Genomic DNA, 15,991 nt, shown 5'->3' on the forward strand with positions numbered 1-15,991 from the left:
AATTTTTTGTGCATAATCACAAGAAATATATAATTTCGGTATATTGTTTGATGAGATTTTAAAGATTCATCAATAAAACCGCTTTTATGAAAATAATTCTACAATCAATCATCCCTTTATTCTTAATCATTGCAGTTTCATCTGGCGTAAACAGCCAATCCACCAAAGAAAATTTAATAGAAAAATTATCCAATTACAAAGTTGTAAAGAAAGAAATAGCTTATTTACACCTCAACAAATCTCTCCTGCTTAAGGGAGAACAACTTGGTTTTGCAGCATACGTATTAAATGAATCTACTCATAAACCAAATATTTCAAATTCGAATTTATACGTAACGGTTAAAAACGAAAAAGATAGCCTGATTAAAAAGGAAATGTACCGTGTAGAAGATGGCAATACCTTTGGAGTAATAGATATAGATTCTACATTTCAGGCCGGAAATTATACTTTAACTGCTTTTACTAACCAGATGCAGAACTTTGAAGAGCCTTATCATTTTTCTGAAAGCTTCAAAATTTTAAATTCCAGTTATGTAGCTCAAGAACCACGGGGCTTTCCTGATAAAATTGATATTCAATTTTTACCCGAAAGCGGTCATTATTTAAATAACACTATAAATAGTGTTGGAGTTATAGCAACAGACAGTTTAGGGCTTGGCATAGGGAATGCTAAAATAATTATTAAAAATAGCAGTGAAGAATTAATAGGAATAGTTGAATTAAATGATTTTGGAATCGGGAAATTTTCGTTTATACCTAATAGAAATGAAAACTACACTGCAATTTTTAAATATGGTGGAGAAGAACTTCCAGTAGAGTTCTCGCCGGAGATTGAATATAAAGGAATAGTATTATCTGTTAATGAAAAGAAAACTCAACTGGAGATTTTATTAAAGACTAATGCTAATAGCCTTTCTTTGTTTCAATCTAAAAAATTCTTTCTTATCGCCCAGGGAAGTGAAACATTTCAGAGCTTTAATATTGAATTCAAAGATCACAAAACAGCCTTAGTAGTTTTCGATTTAAAAGAACTGGCTCCCGGAATGAATGTTTTTACATTATTCAATGAAAAAATGCAACCTATCGCAGAGCGCCTATATTTTAACCACGAAAATTTTGTCGTGGAAACATCAAGAAATTTGCATACCACTTCAAAAAAGGATTCACTCCATATAAGCATCCCGTTTGGGGCTCAAAAAGAAGGAAAGTTGAGTATCTCGATTTTGCCAGAAAATACAATTTCCTATCAACGAAATCATAATATACTATCCTATATCAATCTAAAACCATACATCAAAGGCAACATAGAGAATGCTGCCAGGTATTTTACAAATGTTACGCCAGAAAGAAAAAGAGATTTAGACAACCTCTTATTAACGCAGGGCTGGAGTAGTTATAACTGGAAAAATATTTTTGAGAATAATCTACAGTTAAGCTATAATCAACATAAGTTTTCTTTTAAAGCTTACATCCCAACAAATGATGTCAACCAAAAAAAATTAAGCTATTTGATACATGGGGTTGGTGTTAATGCCCCACAGGTAATTGAAATTCCGGAAGGATTCACATCTTTTGTTTTTGATGAATATGTTCCGGTTAAAGGTGAAAAACTTAAGATTTCCAGAATTAAATCTAATGAAAATTTAGTCCCGGCAAACCTTAACATTCGTTTTCTACCAAATAAATTTCCCGATTTTGAGTCGCAGACAAAGCCACTCCCTTTACGAATTCTGTCTCAGGCCGAAAATCAAACTCAGCAATTTAATATGTATGAAGGCTTGAATACCGAAGCTGAACTTTTAAATGAAGTCCATCTCTCTGCAAAAGTTGAAAGGCCTGTTGATAGAGCCCGGAAACTAGGGAAGCATCGTTTTGGCCGGGTCTCAGTAATTTCAGAACAGGATATAAATTTATTTCATTATTTAGCAGATTTCCTGAAAAGCCAGGCACTTAATGTAAATGATAGCCCCAATTTTTGGGTTACATCAAACTTCGCCACAAATACATCCACACGGGAACGAGATAGTGAGGACCCCGATTTTGGAATGAGTATGTATCTTGACGATGTTCCTATGGCGGATAAGGGAATGTTTTATAATTTTCCCTTAACACAGGTAGACTATGTTGAAATAAATAAAACAGGAATGGGTGCTGGATTCCGGGATTCAAGGGGTAGTATAAAAGTTTATACAAAACATGACTCTCATTTTAGCTCAAAATCGTTTGATCGTATTCAAGAGATCGATATCCCCCTTGCCTATGCTGAAGAAAAGCAATATTATGTACCAAGGTATGAGAATACTTCAGATGAATTTTTTCAAAAATTTGGGGTTATAGACTGGATCCCCAAAGTGAGTTTCGAAAAAGGAGAAGCAGCAGTCATTACAATCAAAAAACCTGAAGTTGGTTTCCAGTTAATCATAGAAGGAGTTACCAGCGAAGGGGATTTAATTCATGACGTGCAGCAACTTTCAGCAGATTCAATATAATATTTGATCTTTGCATCAAATTTATGATTCAACCAGTTTTTTTGGATAATAATGCTAAAAATAGCCTATCACCCCATCTATAAACATCCCTTACCGGAAGGCCACCGTTTCCCGATGGAAAAATATGAATTGTTGCCCCGCCAATTAATTCACGAAGGTACTTGTAGCGACGCTAATTTTTTTGAACCCGAATTTCCTGATGAAAAATATATCCTAAATGTTCACGAAACCGATTATTTTAAACGATTACGTGATTTAAAACTCAGTAAAAAAGAAATTCGTAAAAGTGGATTCCCACTTTCGGCAGCGCTTGTGAAGAGGGAAATGATCATTGCCGATGGTACGATGAAAGCCGTTCATTATTCCCTGGAAAATGGGATTTCTTTTAATATTGCAGGAGGTACACATCACGCTTATACAAACCGCGCAGAAGCATTTTGTTTACTTAATGATCAGGCGATTGCCGCCAGGTATCTTCAGCAGGAAAATTTGGCGAAAAGGATACTTATCATAGACCTGGACGTTCACCAGGGCAACGGTACGGCAGAAATCTTTCAGAATGATCCATCGATTTTTACTTTTTCAATGCACGGGAAAGGAAATTATCCCTTTAAAAAAGAAGAATCAGATCTCGATATTGAAGTCCCCGATGGAAGTGGTGATGCTGAATATCTTAAATTGTTAAAAGACACCTTGCCCGGTTTAATCAAAGAGCAAAAACCCGATTTTATCTTTTACTTAAGCGGCGTGGATATTTTAGAAACCGATAAACTCGGCCGACTTTCCTGTTCGGTAAACGGCTGTAAAGAAAGGGACAGGTTCGTTTTACAAACCTGTCACGATCTAAATATTCCGGTGCAATGCAGTATGGGTGGTGGTTATTCCAAAGAAATAAGGGTTATTATTGAAGCCCACGCTAATACCTACCGGTTGGCTAAGGAAATTTACTTTTAGCCCCTATAAAATTTTATAGAAAACTGAGCACCAGAAGATTAAATTATTATATTTATTGGGCCTCACCCTATTATTCATTTATTCATCTTAAAATTATTCATCATGAAGAAATTAGCTTTCCTCGTATGTCTGCTTGTATTTCCGGTACAGACTTATTTTGCTCAGAATTTTAAAGTCGATAACATTAATATTGATTTTGAACGCTTTGAATTACCGAACGGTCTAAAACTACTGGTGCACGAAGACCATAAAGCACCGATCGTAGCGGTAAACGTTTGGTACCATGTTGGCTCAAAAAATGAAAAACCGGGAAAAAGTGGTTTTGCCCATCTTTTTGAACATTTAATGTTTAACGGTAGTGAGAACTTTAACGACGATTACTTTCAGGCTATTGAAAGAATTGGCGGGACCGATGTAAACGGAACAACCAATCAGGATCGCACCAATTATTTTCAAAATGTACCAGTTTCGGCCTTAGACCAGGTGCTTTTTCTGGAATCAGACCGAATGGGGCACATGCTTGGAGCCGTAGACCAGGATTTGCTTGACGAACAACGTGGTGTTGTTCAGAATCCCTCCTATACCACACCATTAACTCCCCAAGCTAACGGTGCGCATTTATCTTTTTCATAAATTAGAGAAGCTCTTTGCAAGGCCGATTTTTCAACTGTTGCTCCCTTGGGAAGCACGAGCGCAATCCTGGTTGAGATGTTTGCGATGACTCCAGTGGCGGTCCTGATCTGTCAGGAACCCCGATCAGAATATTTTCTTGCCAAAAGCACATTTCCTTAGAGCTACTTTAAAATTTATATAATTATGGAAGCATCTATTTCAATGGAAATTGTCAATCCCAATGCTGCGGGAATTGACATTGGAAGCCGTTCTCATTGGGTGGCCATTGGCCAATCCGAACAGGATGTTCGGGAGTTCGGTGTTTTTAATCAGGATCTTTTTACCATGGCTGATTGGTTGGAAGAAAGACACATCAAAACTGTCGCCATGGAAAGTACGGGAACTTACTGGCAAAATCTTTATGCTGTGCTTATTGCCAGGGGTTTTCATGTAATTCTTTGTAATGGAAAATTCACTAAGAATATCAAAGGAAAAAAAAGTGATGTAATGGACTGTCAGTGGATTCAAAAATTACATACGTTAGGACTGCTTACCGGTAGTTTTCTTCCCGATGGTAAAACTGAACAATTACGCACTTACTGCAGGCACAGGTCCAATCTTTTACATGCTGCCGCGTCTACGTCCAAGAAAATGCAAAAGTATCTTAGATTACTTAATTTTCGCTTGGATGTGGTAGTAAAAGATATTTGCGGACTTACAGGCTTACTGATCATCCGTGCAATTTGTAATGGAGAAACTAATCCCCAAAAGCTTGCTTCACTGCGCCATGGGAATTGTCGCAAAAGCGAAGAAGAAATAGTGAGTGCTTTACAATCCAATGGAAGAAAAGATTATTTGTTTGCCTTGGGACAGGAGTTAGAAACCTACGACCATCTACAACTAAAAATAGGACAGTGTGACAAAGAAATTGCAAAAATGCTGGAAGAGATCATTGGTACAGATGATAATAAGAGACAGCATTATATAGAACCCAAGCCCCATAAAAGAATAAACAAAAACACTCCTAAAGACATCGACTTAAATCTAAAGTCTTACCAGATGTTTGAGGGCACAGATTTGCTGGCCATTGAAGGGATGAGTTATTCCACTGTATTGGCTTTAATGAGCGAAGTAGGCATTGAAGGGATTAGGAAATTTCCAACTGCTAAACACTTTGCAAGCTGGCTACGTCTGGCTCCAAATAATAAAGTAAGTGGCGGCAAGGTACTTTCAAGTAAAGTACCCAAAGGCAGCAACAGGCTAAAAATTGCCCTGCGAAATGCAGCCAATGCAATAGGGAATTTAAAAGAATCTACTCCTTTAAGAGATTTCTTTCACAGAGTAAATTTTAGGAAAGGACGCGTATCGGCTATAAGTGCCACGGCTCGTAAATTGGCAGTGATTATTTGGAATATGATTGTCAAAGGTGTGCCTTATATAAATCCTGAAGGTTACTTATTTCTGGATCAGAAAAGAAAGCTGGATTTGGTAAAGCGTATTAGAAAACAAATCGATAAATTCGGTTTGACTAATGAAGATATTGGCTTTAAAAATAGCTTGATAATCAACAACTTATAAAACGTTAGTCAGAATGTTCACGAATGGTTTAAATCGTATTACGGTGCCGCAAATGCGGTTATAGCCATAGCCGGAGACATCACTCCCGATGAGGCTTATGAAAAAGTTTTAAAATATTTTGGGGATATTCCTTCCGGGCCAACTATAGAGCGACAGGAGGTAAATATTCCCGTAAAAAACAATGACACTTACCAGGTATATGAAGATCGTGTTCCCGAAAGTCGGGTTTTATTTGCCTGGAATACTCCGCAATTTGGTGATCGGGAAGACATTCATTTTGATCTACTTGCCGCAATTTTAAGTAGTGGAAAAAACTCCCGACTATACAAGAAACTGGTTTATGAAGATCAAACAGCCAGTTATATTTCGGCTTATCAGGCCTCGGGTGAAATTGCCAGCCGTTTTATTGCAATGGCAAATTTAAAGCCTGAAGCAGAAGTTGAAAAAGTAAAAGAAACTTTACTCACAGAAATTGAAGACCTAATTAAAAACGGGCCCACTGAAGCAGAATTGAAACGGATAAAAGCCGAGTATTTTGCCAACTTTATAAAAGGGTTGGAACGTATTGGCGGTTTTGGAGGGGTTTCAGACATCCTGGCTTCAAACGAAACTTATTTTGGCGATCCCGCATATTACCAAACTGTTTTAAAATATGCCGAAGAAGCCACTCCTGAAGATCTTAAAGCTACTGCCCAAAAGTGGTTAACCCAGGGAAAACATATTTTAGTTGCCAATCCTTTTCCGGAATATACCACTACTGAGTCTACGGTAGACCGATCTAAGCTACCGGAATTGGGACCAACAAAAAGCAGTAAATTTCCAGATTTACAACGAGCAACCCTTTCAAACGGAATGAATATCCTTCTGGCTAAAAGAGAGGGTGTTCCTACAATTGTGATGGATCTAATGTTTGATGCCGGCTACAAAACCGATATTCTAGCAAAACCGGGAACTGCTTCACTTGCGATGAGTTTACTTGATGAAGGCACTGATAACTTAAACGCACTTCAAATTAGTGAAAAGTTACAAATGCTTGGAGCAGATTTATATACCAGTTCTGATCAGGATATTTCCAGCGTTAGTATGCGAACTTTAAAGCCGAGTTTGGACGAAAGTCTGGATCTGTTTGCCGAGGTAATTCAAAACCCTGCTTTCCCTGAAAATGAATTTCAACGCTTAAAAACGGAACAACTAAATAGTATAAAAAGGGAAAAATCGCAACCTATAGGTATGGCACTTAGGGTGATCAACAAATACCTTTATGGTGAAGGCCACCCATATAGCAATCCGTATACCGGCACCGGTTATGAAAATACCGTTGAAAGTTTGATTCGTGACGAGGTGGTAAACTTTTATCAATCCTGCCTCAAACCAAATAACGCAACATTAGTGGTTACCGGGGATGTGGAAATGGACGAACTTCAAAGTAAACTTGAAAAAAGCCTCAGCAACTGGAAAAAGGGTGATGTACCACAGGTAAGTTTTAAAAAGCCAGAAACCGGGACTAAAAATACTTTATATTTAATAGACCGACCGGAATCTCAACAATCTGTAATCATCGCAGGTCACCTTACCGAAAAATATGGAGCTCTTTCAGAAATTGCTGTAGAACAAATGGTAAACATCCTTGGAGGGGAGTTCACATCCCGAATCAATATGAATTTACGCGAAGATAAGCACTGGGCTTATGGCGCCGGAGGTTTTGTTATGGGAGCTAAACAGGAAAGACCATTTATTGTTTACGCCCCGGTACAAACCGATAAATCAGCTGAATCGGTTACGGAGCTTAGAAAGGAACTAGCCGATTTCGTTACATCAAGGCCGGCAACCAGGGAAGAGCTTGAAAAAGTAAAAACCAATCAAATCCTTGGGCTTCCGGGACAATGGGAAACCAATGCCGCGGTAAACAGTTCGCTAAGAAATCTGGTAAAATATAATCTGCCAGATAATTATTATCAGGAATACGATAGCAATGTGCGAAACCTGAGCCTGGATGAATTGCACGATGTAAGTAATACCGTGGTAAAACCTGAAAATGTGAACTGGTTTATTGTTGGCGATAAAGCCAAAATTGAAGAAAATCTTAATGAAATTGGCTTTGATCAAATTATAGAAATCGACGCCGATGGCAACCGCTTATCATCTTCTATAGAAAACCAACAAGTTGAATTAAAAGATTAATTTAAAAGAGGCTGTTTGAGAAGTTTTATAATCCTCATCCTGTTCCGAAGCTTCGGGACAGCTTGACGAAATTACTTTTTCTCAAACAGCCACTTCTTTATTGATTTTCTTCTTATAGACCATAGGCCTAACTCTTACTTCCCATTAACAGTAACTCATTGCAAACAACTTCGGTTATATAACGTTTAGTCCCGTCTTTATCATCCCAGCTGCGGCTGGTAAGTTTCCCTTCTACCCCAACTTCTTTGCCTTTATTTACATATTTCTCCACCAACTCTGCGGTCTTTCCCCAGGCTACGATGTTATGCCATTGGGTATCGGTTACGCGTTCGCCGTTGCCATTTTTGTAACTTTCATTGGTGGCTACCGAAAATTTAGCCAGTTTTTTACCAGAGTCCAGGTTTACGATCTCAGGCTCTCTTCCAACATTCCCGATCAATTGTACTTTGTTTCTAATAGTGCTCATAACGTATTAATTTAAAAAGCTGAAAATCGTTAGTTCATTTCAACAGGACAAACATAGAACGGAAATTCAGCAGTAATCGGTTGGGAATTATTTGTTTACGTTTATAGGCGTTTGTAAACGTTTGGAAATAGTTAACTCCACTTAAAAATTTTGTAATATTAACTTCAACTTTATAAGCACTTAAAATGACCGAAAAAGAGAAAATGCTCTCCGGGCAATTATACCTGGGTTCAGAAAAAGAAATCGCCAATGACCGGCATAACGCCAGACTAATATTTCAAAAGGCAAATAAGCTGGGTGAAGAAAAAGCAGATGAAAGAACTGAACTTTTTTATTCCCTGTTTGGAAAAGCCGGAAAGGGACTTTGGATAGAGCCACCGTTTTATTGCGATTATGGTTATAATATAAAAATGGGCGATCAGGTTTTTATGAATTTTAATTGCTGTATTTTAGACGTTGTAGAAGTCAAAATTGGTAATAATGTATTTCTAGCGCCTAACGTCCACATTTATACCGCAACACATCCTCTAAATGCTAAAACGAGAAATTCCCTCTTAGAATATGGTAAACCGGTAACAATCGGCAACAGCGTTTGGATAGGCGGTGGAGCCATTATTTGTCCGGGGGTTAGTATTGGCGATGGAAGCGTTGTTGCTGCGGGTACGGTGGTGGTAAAGGATGTTCCACCAAATGTTTTGGTTGGTGGAAATCCAGCTAAAATCATTAAACCTTTAGAAAATACCTATTAGGACAATAAAAAACGTCGCGAAATACTGAGAAGTTATTTTTAATAATACATTTTATAGACCTTTTTAGCAGAAAAATCACCGGCTTTAGAGGTTGCTATTCTCTGTAAGAAAGCTTTTCTTGTAGAAAAAAGATGCCACAAGAAGAACCCAAAGTCTGGTATGCCTGTTACGGCTCCAATTTATTAAAAGAACGCTTTAGTTGTTATATTGGTGGTGGCCGGCCGGCAAATGCAAAACGCGTTTATCCGGGGTGTACCAACAAAACCCTGCCCGAAAAATCTAAAGGAATCACTATTAACGGCGAACTTTATTTTGCTAAATCCTCCAAAACCTGGAGTGGCGGTGGCGCCGGATTTATAAAATCTGATTTTGATAAAAACACCAAAACCCTGGGCAGAATGTACCTCATCGCCCAACAACAATTTGTGGACCTGGTGCAACAGGAGATAAAATTTGAAGGCGATTTTGATATCGATCTTGAGCAGGTAATTAAAAACCGCAGCCTGGACATGAAAAACAATTCCTGGTACGGGAAAATTATCTACCTGGGCGAAGATGAAGACTATCCTATTTTCAGTTTCACTAATGAAGATTATTTAAAAGATGAAATTAACCCGCCCCACGCATTTTACCTGAAAATAATTATTGAAGGTTTAAAAGAAACTTATAATATGACCGATGCTGAAATTGAAACTTACTTAAAGACCAAAGAAGGCATCAAAGGTTTCCCAATTGAAGCTAAAATATCCCAACTCACTAAAAGCTAATTGTAATTTTTAATTTAGAAACTATGAACTTAGAAAAAGTAAACTTAAAAGATAAATTCAAGCTTTTTAATGAACATTGGACACCCAAAATTATTGGTGAACTAAATGGGCAACAGGTTAAATTAGCAAAATTAAAAGGTGAATTTGTCTGGCACGATCATAAAGATGAAGATGAAATGTTCCTTGTTATTAAAGGGAAACTGAATATTGAATTTCGTGATAAAACGATAAGTCTAAGTGAAGGCGAAATGTATATCGTTCCCAGAGGAGTTGAGCACAACCCTGTAGCTCCAGAAGAGGCCTGGATCTTACTTTTTGAACCCGCCACTACCAAACATACCGGTGAGGTAAAAGATAAGTTGACTATTGAAAATCCAGACTGGATTTAATGGTTCAAACTTATTGATCAAATTGTCTAAAAGCAATAATATGTTTTTAGCACTTTAATTATTGGGAAAACTATCTTTGTAAACTTCAGAAGCTTTTGGTTTTTTGTTGAAAGATTGAAAATTAATTGCTCTAAAATAAATTTTATGTCGTTTAAGAAACTAAATGCTTCGCTTAAAGAAGCCCTGGAAAGACTGGAAATTGAAACACCACTTCCTTTTCAGAAACAAATTTTACCCAAAATAAAAAGCGGAAGAGACCTTTTTATAGTGGCTCCCGAAGGAACAGGGAAAACTACAGCGCTGGTAATAAGCACAATTCAAAAATTGGAAAGTGCTGCTTTTGAAGATGCTCCCCGTGCACTTATTTTTGTACAGGACAAAGAAGCCGCGCTGGCCCTAGAAGAAGAATTCAATAGATTCACAAGGTATATGGATTTGCGAATCTTTAGCGCCTTCGATGCTCCCGATATAGAAAAACAAAAAAATGAAATTTACGATGGGGTAGATATCGTAATCGCTACGCCAAAGAAGTTATTCAAACTTTTCAAAATTACCGGGATTAATGTGAGTCAGTTGAAGATCCTTGCCGTAGAAGACGCTGAATTTCTAACCAAAAATAGTGATTATAACGATTTGATTAGGATACCGCAGCATATTACCAAGTGCCAATACCTGGTTTTTGCTTCTACGATGAACCCAAAAATTGAGCGTCTAAAAGATTCATTTATGAGCCGGGCTGAAATGCTAAGATTAAAGGTATAGGGGATTTTTCGTAATTTAGACTATGCTAAAATCTGCAAGTCTTTTTCTACTAATCCTCTTAAGTGCTATGAGTTTAAATGCGCAAGACCTTTCTAAGCACCGATGGAAAGACCGCCTGATTTTGATTGTTGCTGAAGATGAAAACAACGAAAAACTTCAGCAGCAACTTACGGAACTCCAGAAACACCAAAAAGGACTAAAAGATCGAAAACTGGTTATTTACAGAATCCTCCCCGAAAAATATAATACCGGTTTTCAGAATAAAATCTGGAAAAATTCTGCCGAACTGTATAAAAAACATAAAGCTGAAAAAAAATGAATTTCGAGTTACTCTTATTGGCTTGGATGGCCGGGAAAAACTGGTTCAAAATGAAGTGCTTTCCGCCGAAAAACTTTTGAATATCATAGACAGGATGCCGATGCGGCAAGCAGAAATGCGGAAAAACAGATAACTTCAAAACAGTATAAAAACCTGAATTTCAACAATTATTCAGGATTTTCTTTATATTTATTGTGAAAACAAGCAAACGGCCCTAAAACAAGCTCGCAAGGTGTTATAAATAATAAGAATCAATTTCGAGGTAAGTCCTGGAGTATCTAAATCTCGATTATCGAGTAGAATGGAAAAATCCTGTTTGGAATGTGGCGAAAAAATTGTTGGTCGTGTAGATAAAAAATTCTGCAGCGATTACTGCCGTAATGCACATCACAATAACCTCAACAAAGACAGGAAAAACCTGGTTAGAAATGTAAATAACCTGCTTCGCAAAAATTACCGGATTTTGGAAGAATTCAATCCAAACGAAAAAACCACGATTAGTAAAAATAAATTACTAGCCCGTGGTTTTAACTTTGAATACCATACCAGCATTTATACTACTAAAACAGGTAAGGTCTATTATTTTGTATACGATCAGGGATATCTTCCTTTAGAAAATGGGATTTACGCTTTGGTAAAACGCAATTAACCAATATGCCAGTTGTTGCTTTTTAAACGAACCGCGGCCCGTAAAACATCGCTCTGGCTAATTTGTCCTATAAGTTTTCCGTGCTCTACAATTGGAAATCGCCTAAAACGCTTTTCAATAAAGAGTTTCGCGGCATCCATCACGTTCATATTGCCATCTATAGTATCTACATTACAGGTCATTCGTTTTCCCACCGTAGCATCCTCCAAAGGCATATTATAATAGCGACTATCTGAAATTTGTTTCATACAATCCCCTTCAGAAATTATACCTAACAATTTATTATGATCGTCTACCACACACCCACCCGAAATCTTATTTTTGGTGAGTTTTTCAGCAACATCCATAATATTCTCGTGTTCTTTAAAGGTAACAAGCGAGGTGCTCATATAATCCCTAACCAACATTGGATCGCTTTTTGGCTTTTCTGGCGCCGCCCTTTTTCCCTGAAAACTTTTAATACCCATACCCTAAATTTTTGATTCCTAATTACTTAAATATAGGAAAAATTTAATTATCCTGAAAGCAGGTCGCCTGGTAATACCATTCCTTAAAATCTTAAGTATCTTTAAATCCTGTAAACCTTTTGTTTTTTTCTGAATTATGTTGAAAAATATACCTCGCTTTTTCTCACTTATTTTTATTGCTGTTGCTGTTTGGTTCAGCTTTTACAGCAGTCAGCCAAAAACTATTGAAACCGAAGACGCGCCTGAAACCACTTTTTCTACCCAACGTGCTTTTAAACATGTTGAAGCGATTGCACAGAAACCACATTATGTAGGTACTGAAGCGCATAGCCGGGTAAGAAATTATATAGTTGGTGAGCTGCAGGAAATGGGATTACAGGCTCAAACTCACGAAGATTACAGCCTCACCAAAAACGGAACCCTGGTTCGCCCCCAAAATATTTTGGCGCGTTTAGAAGGAAACGGAAGCGGCGAAGCCATTGTAATTATGACGCATTACGACAGTAATCCGCATTCTTCTCACGGTGCCAGTGACGCAGGCAGCGGAGTGGGTACAATTTTAGAAGGAATTCGTGCTTTTTTAGCTGATAATAAAGAGTACAAGAACGATATCATCATTTTATTTACCGATGCCGAAGAACTCGGCTTAAACGGTGCCGAGCTTTTTATAAAAGACCATCCCTGGGCAAAAGACGCAAAACTTGCGCTAAATTTTGAAGCACGCGGCAGCGACGGCAATTCCTTAATGTTTTTGGAAACAAATTCCGGAAACGCCGGACTCATTAATTCCTTTAAAGAAGCAAATCCTGAATTTCCTGTTACAAATTCGCTTTTTTATAGCGTTTACAAAATGCTACCCAATGATACCGACCTTACGGTTTTACGCGAACAAGGCGATATTCCCGGGTATAATTTTGCATTTATAGACGATCATTTTGATTATCACACCGCTACCGATACCCCTGAGAATCTGGATAAAGAGACCCTTGCGCACCAAGGCAGTTATTTAATGCCACTGCTTGATTATTTTAAGGATGCCGATTTAACCAAAGTTAAAGCTGAAGAAGAAGTATTGTTTTTTAATATTCCCGGCGGGGAAATAATTAGCTATCCGTTTTCCTGGATTTTCCCGATGCTTATTATCGCTTTTATCCTATATATAATAATCCTGGGCTACGGATTTACCCAAAACCGACTTCAGCTAAAGCCTGTTCTAAAAAGCATTATTCCGTTCGTGGTGAGTTTAGCTTTTTCCGGTTTATTAGTTTTTTTTCTATGGAAATTCCTCTTATTCAGCTACCCGGAATATTCTGAGATGGAGCAAGGCTTCACCTATAACGGGTATTACTATATCGCAGCGTTTATCTCCCTGAGTTTATTGATTTCATTTTTCACTTATCATCGCTTTAGACATATTGAAAACAAAGCCAACCTATTTGTTGTTCCATTATTTTTCTGGTTTCTGCTATGCGGTTTGCTTGCATTCTTTTTAAAAGGCGCGGCCTATTTTATTATTCCGGGATATTTTGCGCTTTTTCAGCTTTTAATAATGATAAGGCAAAAAGCACCTAATACGTTACTTATGGCATTTTTAGGACTGCCGGCAGTTTTTATTTTAGCGCTGTTTATTAAAATGTTTCCGGTAGCTTTAGGCTTAAAAAGCTTATTTGTTTCAGCTTTGCTAACTGTTCTGTTGTTTCAGCTTTTGTTACCTGTTTTTGCCTATTTCAAAAGCAATAAAAAAATTGCGGTTTTCTTCTTTTTAGTGTTTAACATCCTTCTTATTACCGCGCATTTTAAGGCCGATTTTACTGAGGATCGCCCCAAACCGAACTCCCTGGTATATTTAGTCGATGCTGATAATAATACCACTAATTGGTATTCCTACGACAAAATGCCCGATGAATGGACTAAAAAGTATTTTGGTGAAGAACCACTTATTGCACCTTCTGAAGGCAATACCCTTAGCAGTAAATATGGATCCCGATTTACCTGGAAAACCAATGCGCCAAAAATCGATCTGAAAGAGCCCTCTATTATTTGGAAGAAAACAGATTCTTCTGAAACTATAAACTCCTATCTTCTTAAGATCGCGCCCAATCGGAATATTAACCGAATTGAGCTTTTCGCACACCGGAATATCGATTTTGAAACGTTTAAAATCAATAATAAAATAGCCGATAGCCTTTATCTTGGACAAAATAAATTTCATATTCACACCCGGCGTTGGCACGAAAGGCTGCTGACTTACCACGTTTCCAATCGGGATACGCTAAGATTGGAATTCAGTTTAAAAAACGATAAAAAACCTGAATTCACCATTTATGAATCGAGCTATGATTTGCTGAAAAACAAGGCCTTAAATGTACCGCCAAGACCAGAAACAATGATTCCGAGACCTTTTGTTCTCAACGATGCTGTAATATTTAAGAAAACCATAAGCCCAGAGTAGGTTTTGGTTTTGTAGCTTTGGTAGAGTGTGAATCTGTTTGGTTTTTTTGCCACGAATACATGAATATTTTTATTTAAATCATTAATAAACGGTAGTCTATAAAGTTTCCTGGTTTCGTCAAGCTGTATTTATTTCAGCTTCTAACATAATATTAATTTTAATAGAGTTAGATCCTGAAATGAATTCAGGATGACTTTCTAATAAGCTTTTAGATAACCTCCCACAGGAATATTAACTATGAACATATCAATATTAGGAACCGGTTGGTTGGGATTGCCTTTGGCAAAAAAGCTGGCGGAAAAACATACAGTAAAAGGCTCTGTAACCAGTCGGGAAAAAATGCAGCAATTGCGCGATGCCGGAATTACACCATACCAGATTAAAATTTTTACGGAAGGAGTTCAGGGCGATCTCACTTCTTTCCTGGCCCATTCTGAAATTCTGATTATCGATATCCCGCCGGGATTGCGTAGCGATCCTGAAGCCGATTTCGTAGGAAAAATAGGCAGGATTATGGATTATATAGAAAAATCCCCAATTGAAAAAGTGATTTTTGTGAGTTCTACTTCAGTTTATAAAGACGAAGAAGGTTTCCCGGAATATACCGAAGAGAACGAAGCTAACAGTACTATTGAAGCAGCCAAACAAATTATTTCCTCAGAAAAAATGCTGCTGAATAATGAACATTTTCAAACTGCTGTTATCAGGTTTGGCGGGTTAATTGGCCCGGGGAGGCATCCGGTAAAATACCTTGCCAACAAAACCGGAATTAAAAACCCTAAGGCCCCGGTTAATCTAATTCAGCAAAAAGATTGTATTGAAATTATATACCAGATCATAAAAAAAGAAGCCTGGAATAAAGTCTTTAACGCCGCTTATCCCGATCATACAACCAAAGAAGCTTACTATACCAAAACCGCAAAAGAAATGAACTTAAACCTCCCTGAATTTGACCAAAATGGGGTTTCTAAAGGAAAAAAGATAAGTTCCATGAATTTAAAGGAGGTTTTGGGGTATGAATTTGAAGAAGCGATTTAATCTAACAGCTTAGATTCTGAAACGATTCCGAAAGCATTCGGGACAGAATGACGTAATACAAAAAAGACCTCACAGGTTTTGAAAACCTGTGAGGTCTAATATATTCAAGCTCCTTACCT

14 protein-coding genes and 2 pseudogenes are annotated in these 15,991 nt (G+C 37.5%); 14 read left to right on the forward strand and 2 right to left on the reverse strand.

Annotated features, from left to right (window positions below; genetic code table 11):
- The first annotated feature begins 86 nt into the window (after positions 1 to 86).
- The 6 genes and pseudogenes from LB467_RS00640 (at position 87) to LB467_RS19405 (ending at position 7,814) form a co-directional block, all read left to right on the forward strand.
- Positions 87 to 2,489, forward strand: coding sequence for a hypothetical protein (locus LB467_RS00640; protein WP_224472099.1), 2,403 nt, complete (start codon positions 87 to 89; stop codon positions 2,487 to 2,489).
- A 51-nt stretch (positions 2,490 to 2,540) separates the two neighbouring features.
- Positions 2,541 to 3,443, forward strand: a complete 903-nt coding sequence (locus LB467_RS00645; RefSeq protein WP_224472100.1) for a histone deacetylase family protein — start codon at positions 2,541 to 2,543, stop codon at positions 3,441 to 3,443.
- A gap of 102 nt (positions 3,444 to 3,545) precedes the next feature.
- Complete coding sequence (locus LB467_RS00650; RefSeq protein ID WP_224472101.1) at positions 3,546 to 4,076, forward strand: M16 family metallopeptidase; 531 nt, start codon at positions 3,546 to 3,548, stop codon at positions 4,074 to 4,076.
- 183 nt (positions 4,077 to 4,259) lie between these two features.
- Positions 4,260 to 5,633 carry an IS110 family RNA-guided transposase gene (locus LB467_RS00655; RefSeq protein WP_224472102.1) on the forward strand — a complete coding sequence of 458 codons (1,374 nt, stop codon included), beginning with the start codon at positions 4,260 to 4,262 and terminating at the stop codon, positions 5,631 to 5,633.
- 21 nt (positions 5,634 to 5,654) lie between these two features.
- Positions 5,655 to 6,152: pseudogene (locus LB467_RS19400) on the forward strand (M16 family metallopeptidase); the annotation flags it as partial.
- Between the two features lie 36 nt (positions 6,153 to 6,188).
- Positions 6,189 to 7,814, forward strand: a complete 1,626-nt coding sequence (locus LB467_RS19405) for a M16 family metallopeptidase (RefSeq protein WP_394371751.1) — start codon at positions 6,189 to 6,191, stop codon at positions 7,812 to 7,814.
- Positions 7,815 to 7,941: 127 nt separating this feature from the next.
- Here the strand turns inward: LB467_RS19405 and LB467_RS00665 are convergent, their stop codons facing one another.
- Complete coding sequence (locus tag LB467_RS00665) at positions 7,942 to 8,280, reverse strand: single-stranded DNA-binding protein (protein ID WP_224472103.1); 339 nt, start codon at positions 8,278 to 8,280, stop codon at positions 7,942 to 7,944.
- A gap of 185 nt (positions 8,281 to 8,465) precedes the next feature.
- Here LB467_RS00665 and LB467_RS00670 point away from each other — a divergent pair, with 185 nt between their 5' ends.
- The 6 genes and pseudogenes from LB467_RS00670 (at position 8,466) to LB467_RS00695 (ending at position 11,915) form a co-directional block, all read left to right on the forward strand.
- On the forward strand, positions 8,466 to 9,029 hold the full coding sequence (locus tag LB467_RS00670; protein WP_224472104.1) for a sugar O-acetyltransferase: 564 nt from the start codon (positions 8,466 to 8,468) through the stop codon (positions 9,027 to 9,029).
- 131 nt (positions 9,030 to 9,160) lie between these two features.
- On the forward strand, positions 9,161 to 9,796 hold the full coding sequence (locus tag LB467_RS00675; RefSeq protein WP_224472105.1) for a hypothetical protein: 636 nt from the start codon (positions 9,161 to 9,163) through the stop codon (positions 9,794 to 9,796).
- Positions 9,797 to 9,819: 23 nt separating this feature from the next.
- Positions 9,820 to 10,185 carry a cupin domain-containing protein gene (locus tag LB467_RS00680; RefSeq protein WP_224472106.1) on the forward strand — a complete coding sequence of 122 codons (366 nt, stop codon included), beginning with the start codon at positions 9,820 to 9,822 and terminating at the stop codon, positions 10,183 to 10,185.
- A gap of 144 nt (positions 10,186 to 10,329) precedes the next feature.
- Positions 10,330 to 10,947, forward strand: a complete 618-nt coding sequence (locus LB467_RS00685) for a DEAD/DEAH box helicase (protein WP_224472107.1) — start codon at positions 10,330 to 10,332, stop codon at positions 10,945 to 10,947.
- A 67-nt stretch (positions 10,948 to 11,014) separates the two neighbouring features.
- A pseudogene (locus LB467_RS00690) lies at positions 11,015 to 11,399 on the forward strand (DUF4174 domain-containing protein).
- A 168-nt stretch (positions 11,400 to 11,567) separates the two neighbouring features.
- Positions 11,568 to 11,915, forward strand: a complete 348-nt coding sequence (locus LB467_RS00695; protein ID WP_224472108.1) for a hypothetical protein — start codon at positions 11,568 to 11,570, stop codon at positions 11,913 to 11,915.
- On the opposite strand, the gene LB467_RS00700 is transcribed toward LB467_RS00695, so the two are convergent.
- Positions 11,912 to 12,382, reverse strand: coding sequence for a CBS domain-containing protein (locus tag LB467_RS00700; RefSeq protein ID WP_224472109.1), 471 nt, complete (start codon positions 12,380 to 12,382; stop codon positions 11,912 to 11,914). The two genes, LB467_RS00695 and LB467_RS00700, sit on opposite strands and share 4 nt — an antisense overlap.
- 136 nt (positions 12,383 to 12,518) lie before the next feature.
- Here LB467_RS00700 and LB467_RS00705 point away from each other — a divergent pair, with 136 nt between their 5' ends.
- Together LB467_RS00705 and LB467_RS00710 are read left to right on the forward strand one after the other, a co-directional pair.
- Positions 12,519 to 14,834 (forward strand): M28 family peptidase, encoded by a 2,316-nt coding sequence (locus tag LB467_RS00705; protein ID WP_224472110.1) that lies wholly within the window; start codon positions 12,519 to 12,521, stop codon positions 14,832 to 14,834.
- A gap of 237 nt (positions 14,835 to 15,071) precedes the next feature.
- The gene (locus LB467_RS00710; RefSeq protein WP_224472111.1) at positions 15,072 to 15,872 is read left to right on the forward strand and encodes an NAD(P)H-binding protein; all 801 of its coding nucleotides are present in this window, start codon (positions 15,072 to 15,074) and stop codon (positions 15,870 to 15,872) included.
- Positions 15,873 to 15,991: the final 119 nt, after the last annotated feature.

The organism is Salegentibacter tibetensis (assembly GCF_020164485.1).
Lineage (GTDB): Bacteria > Bacteroidota > Bacteroidia > Flavobacteriales > Flavobacteriaceae > Salegentibacter > Salegentibacter tibetensis.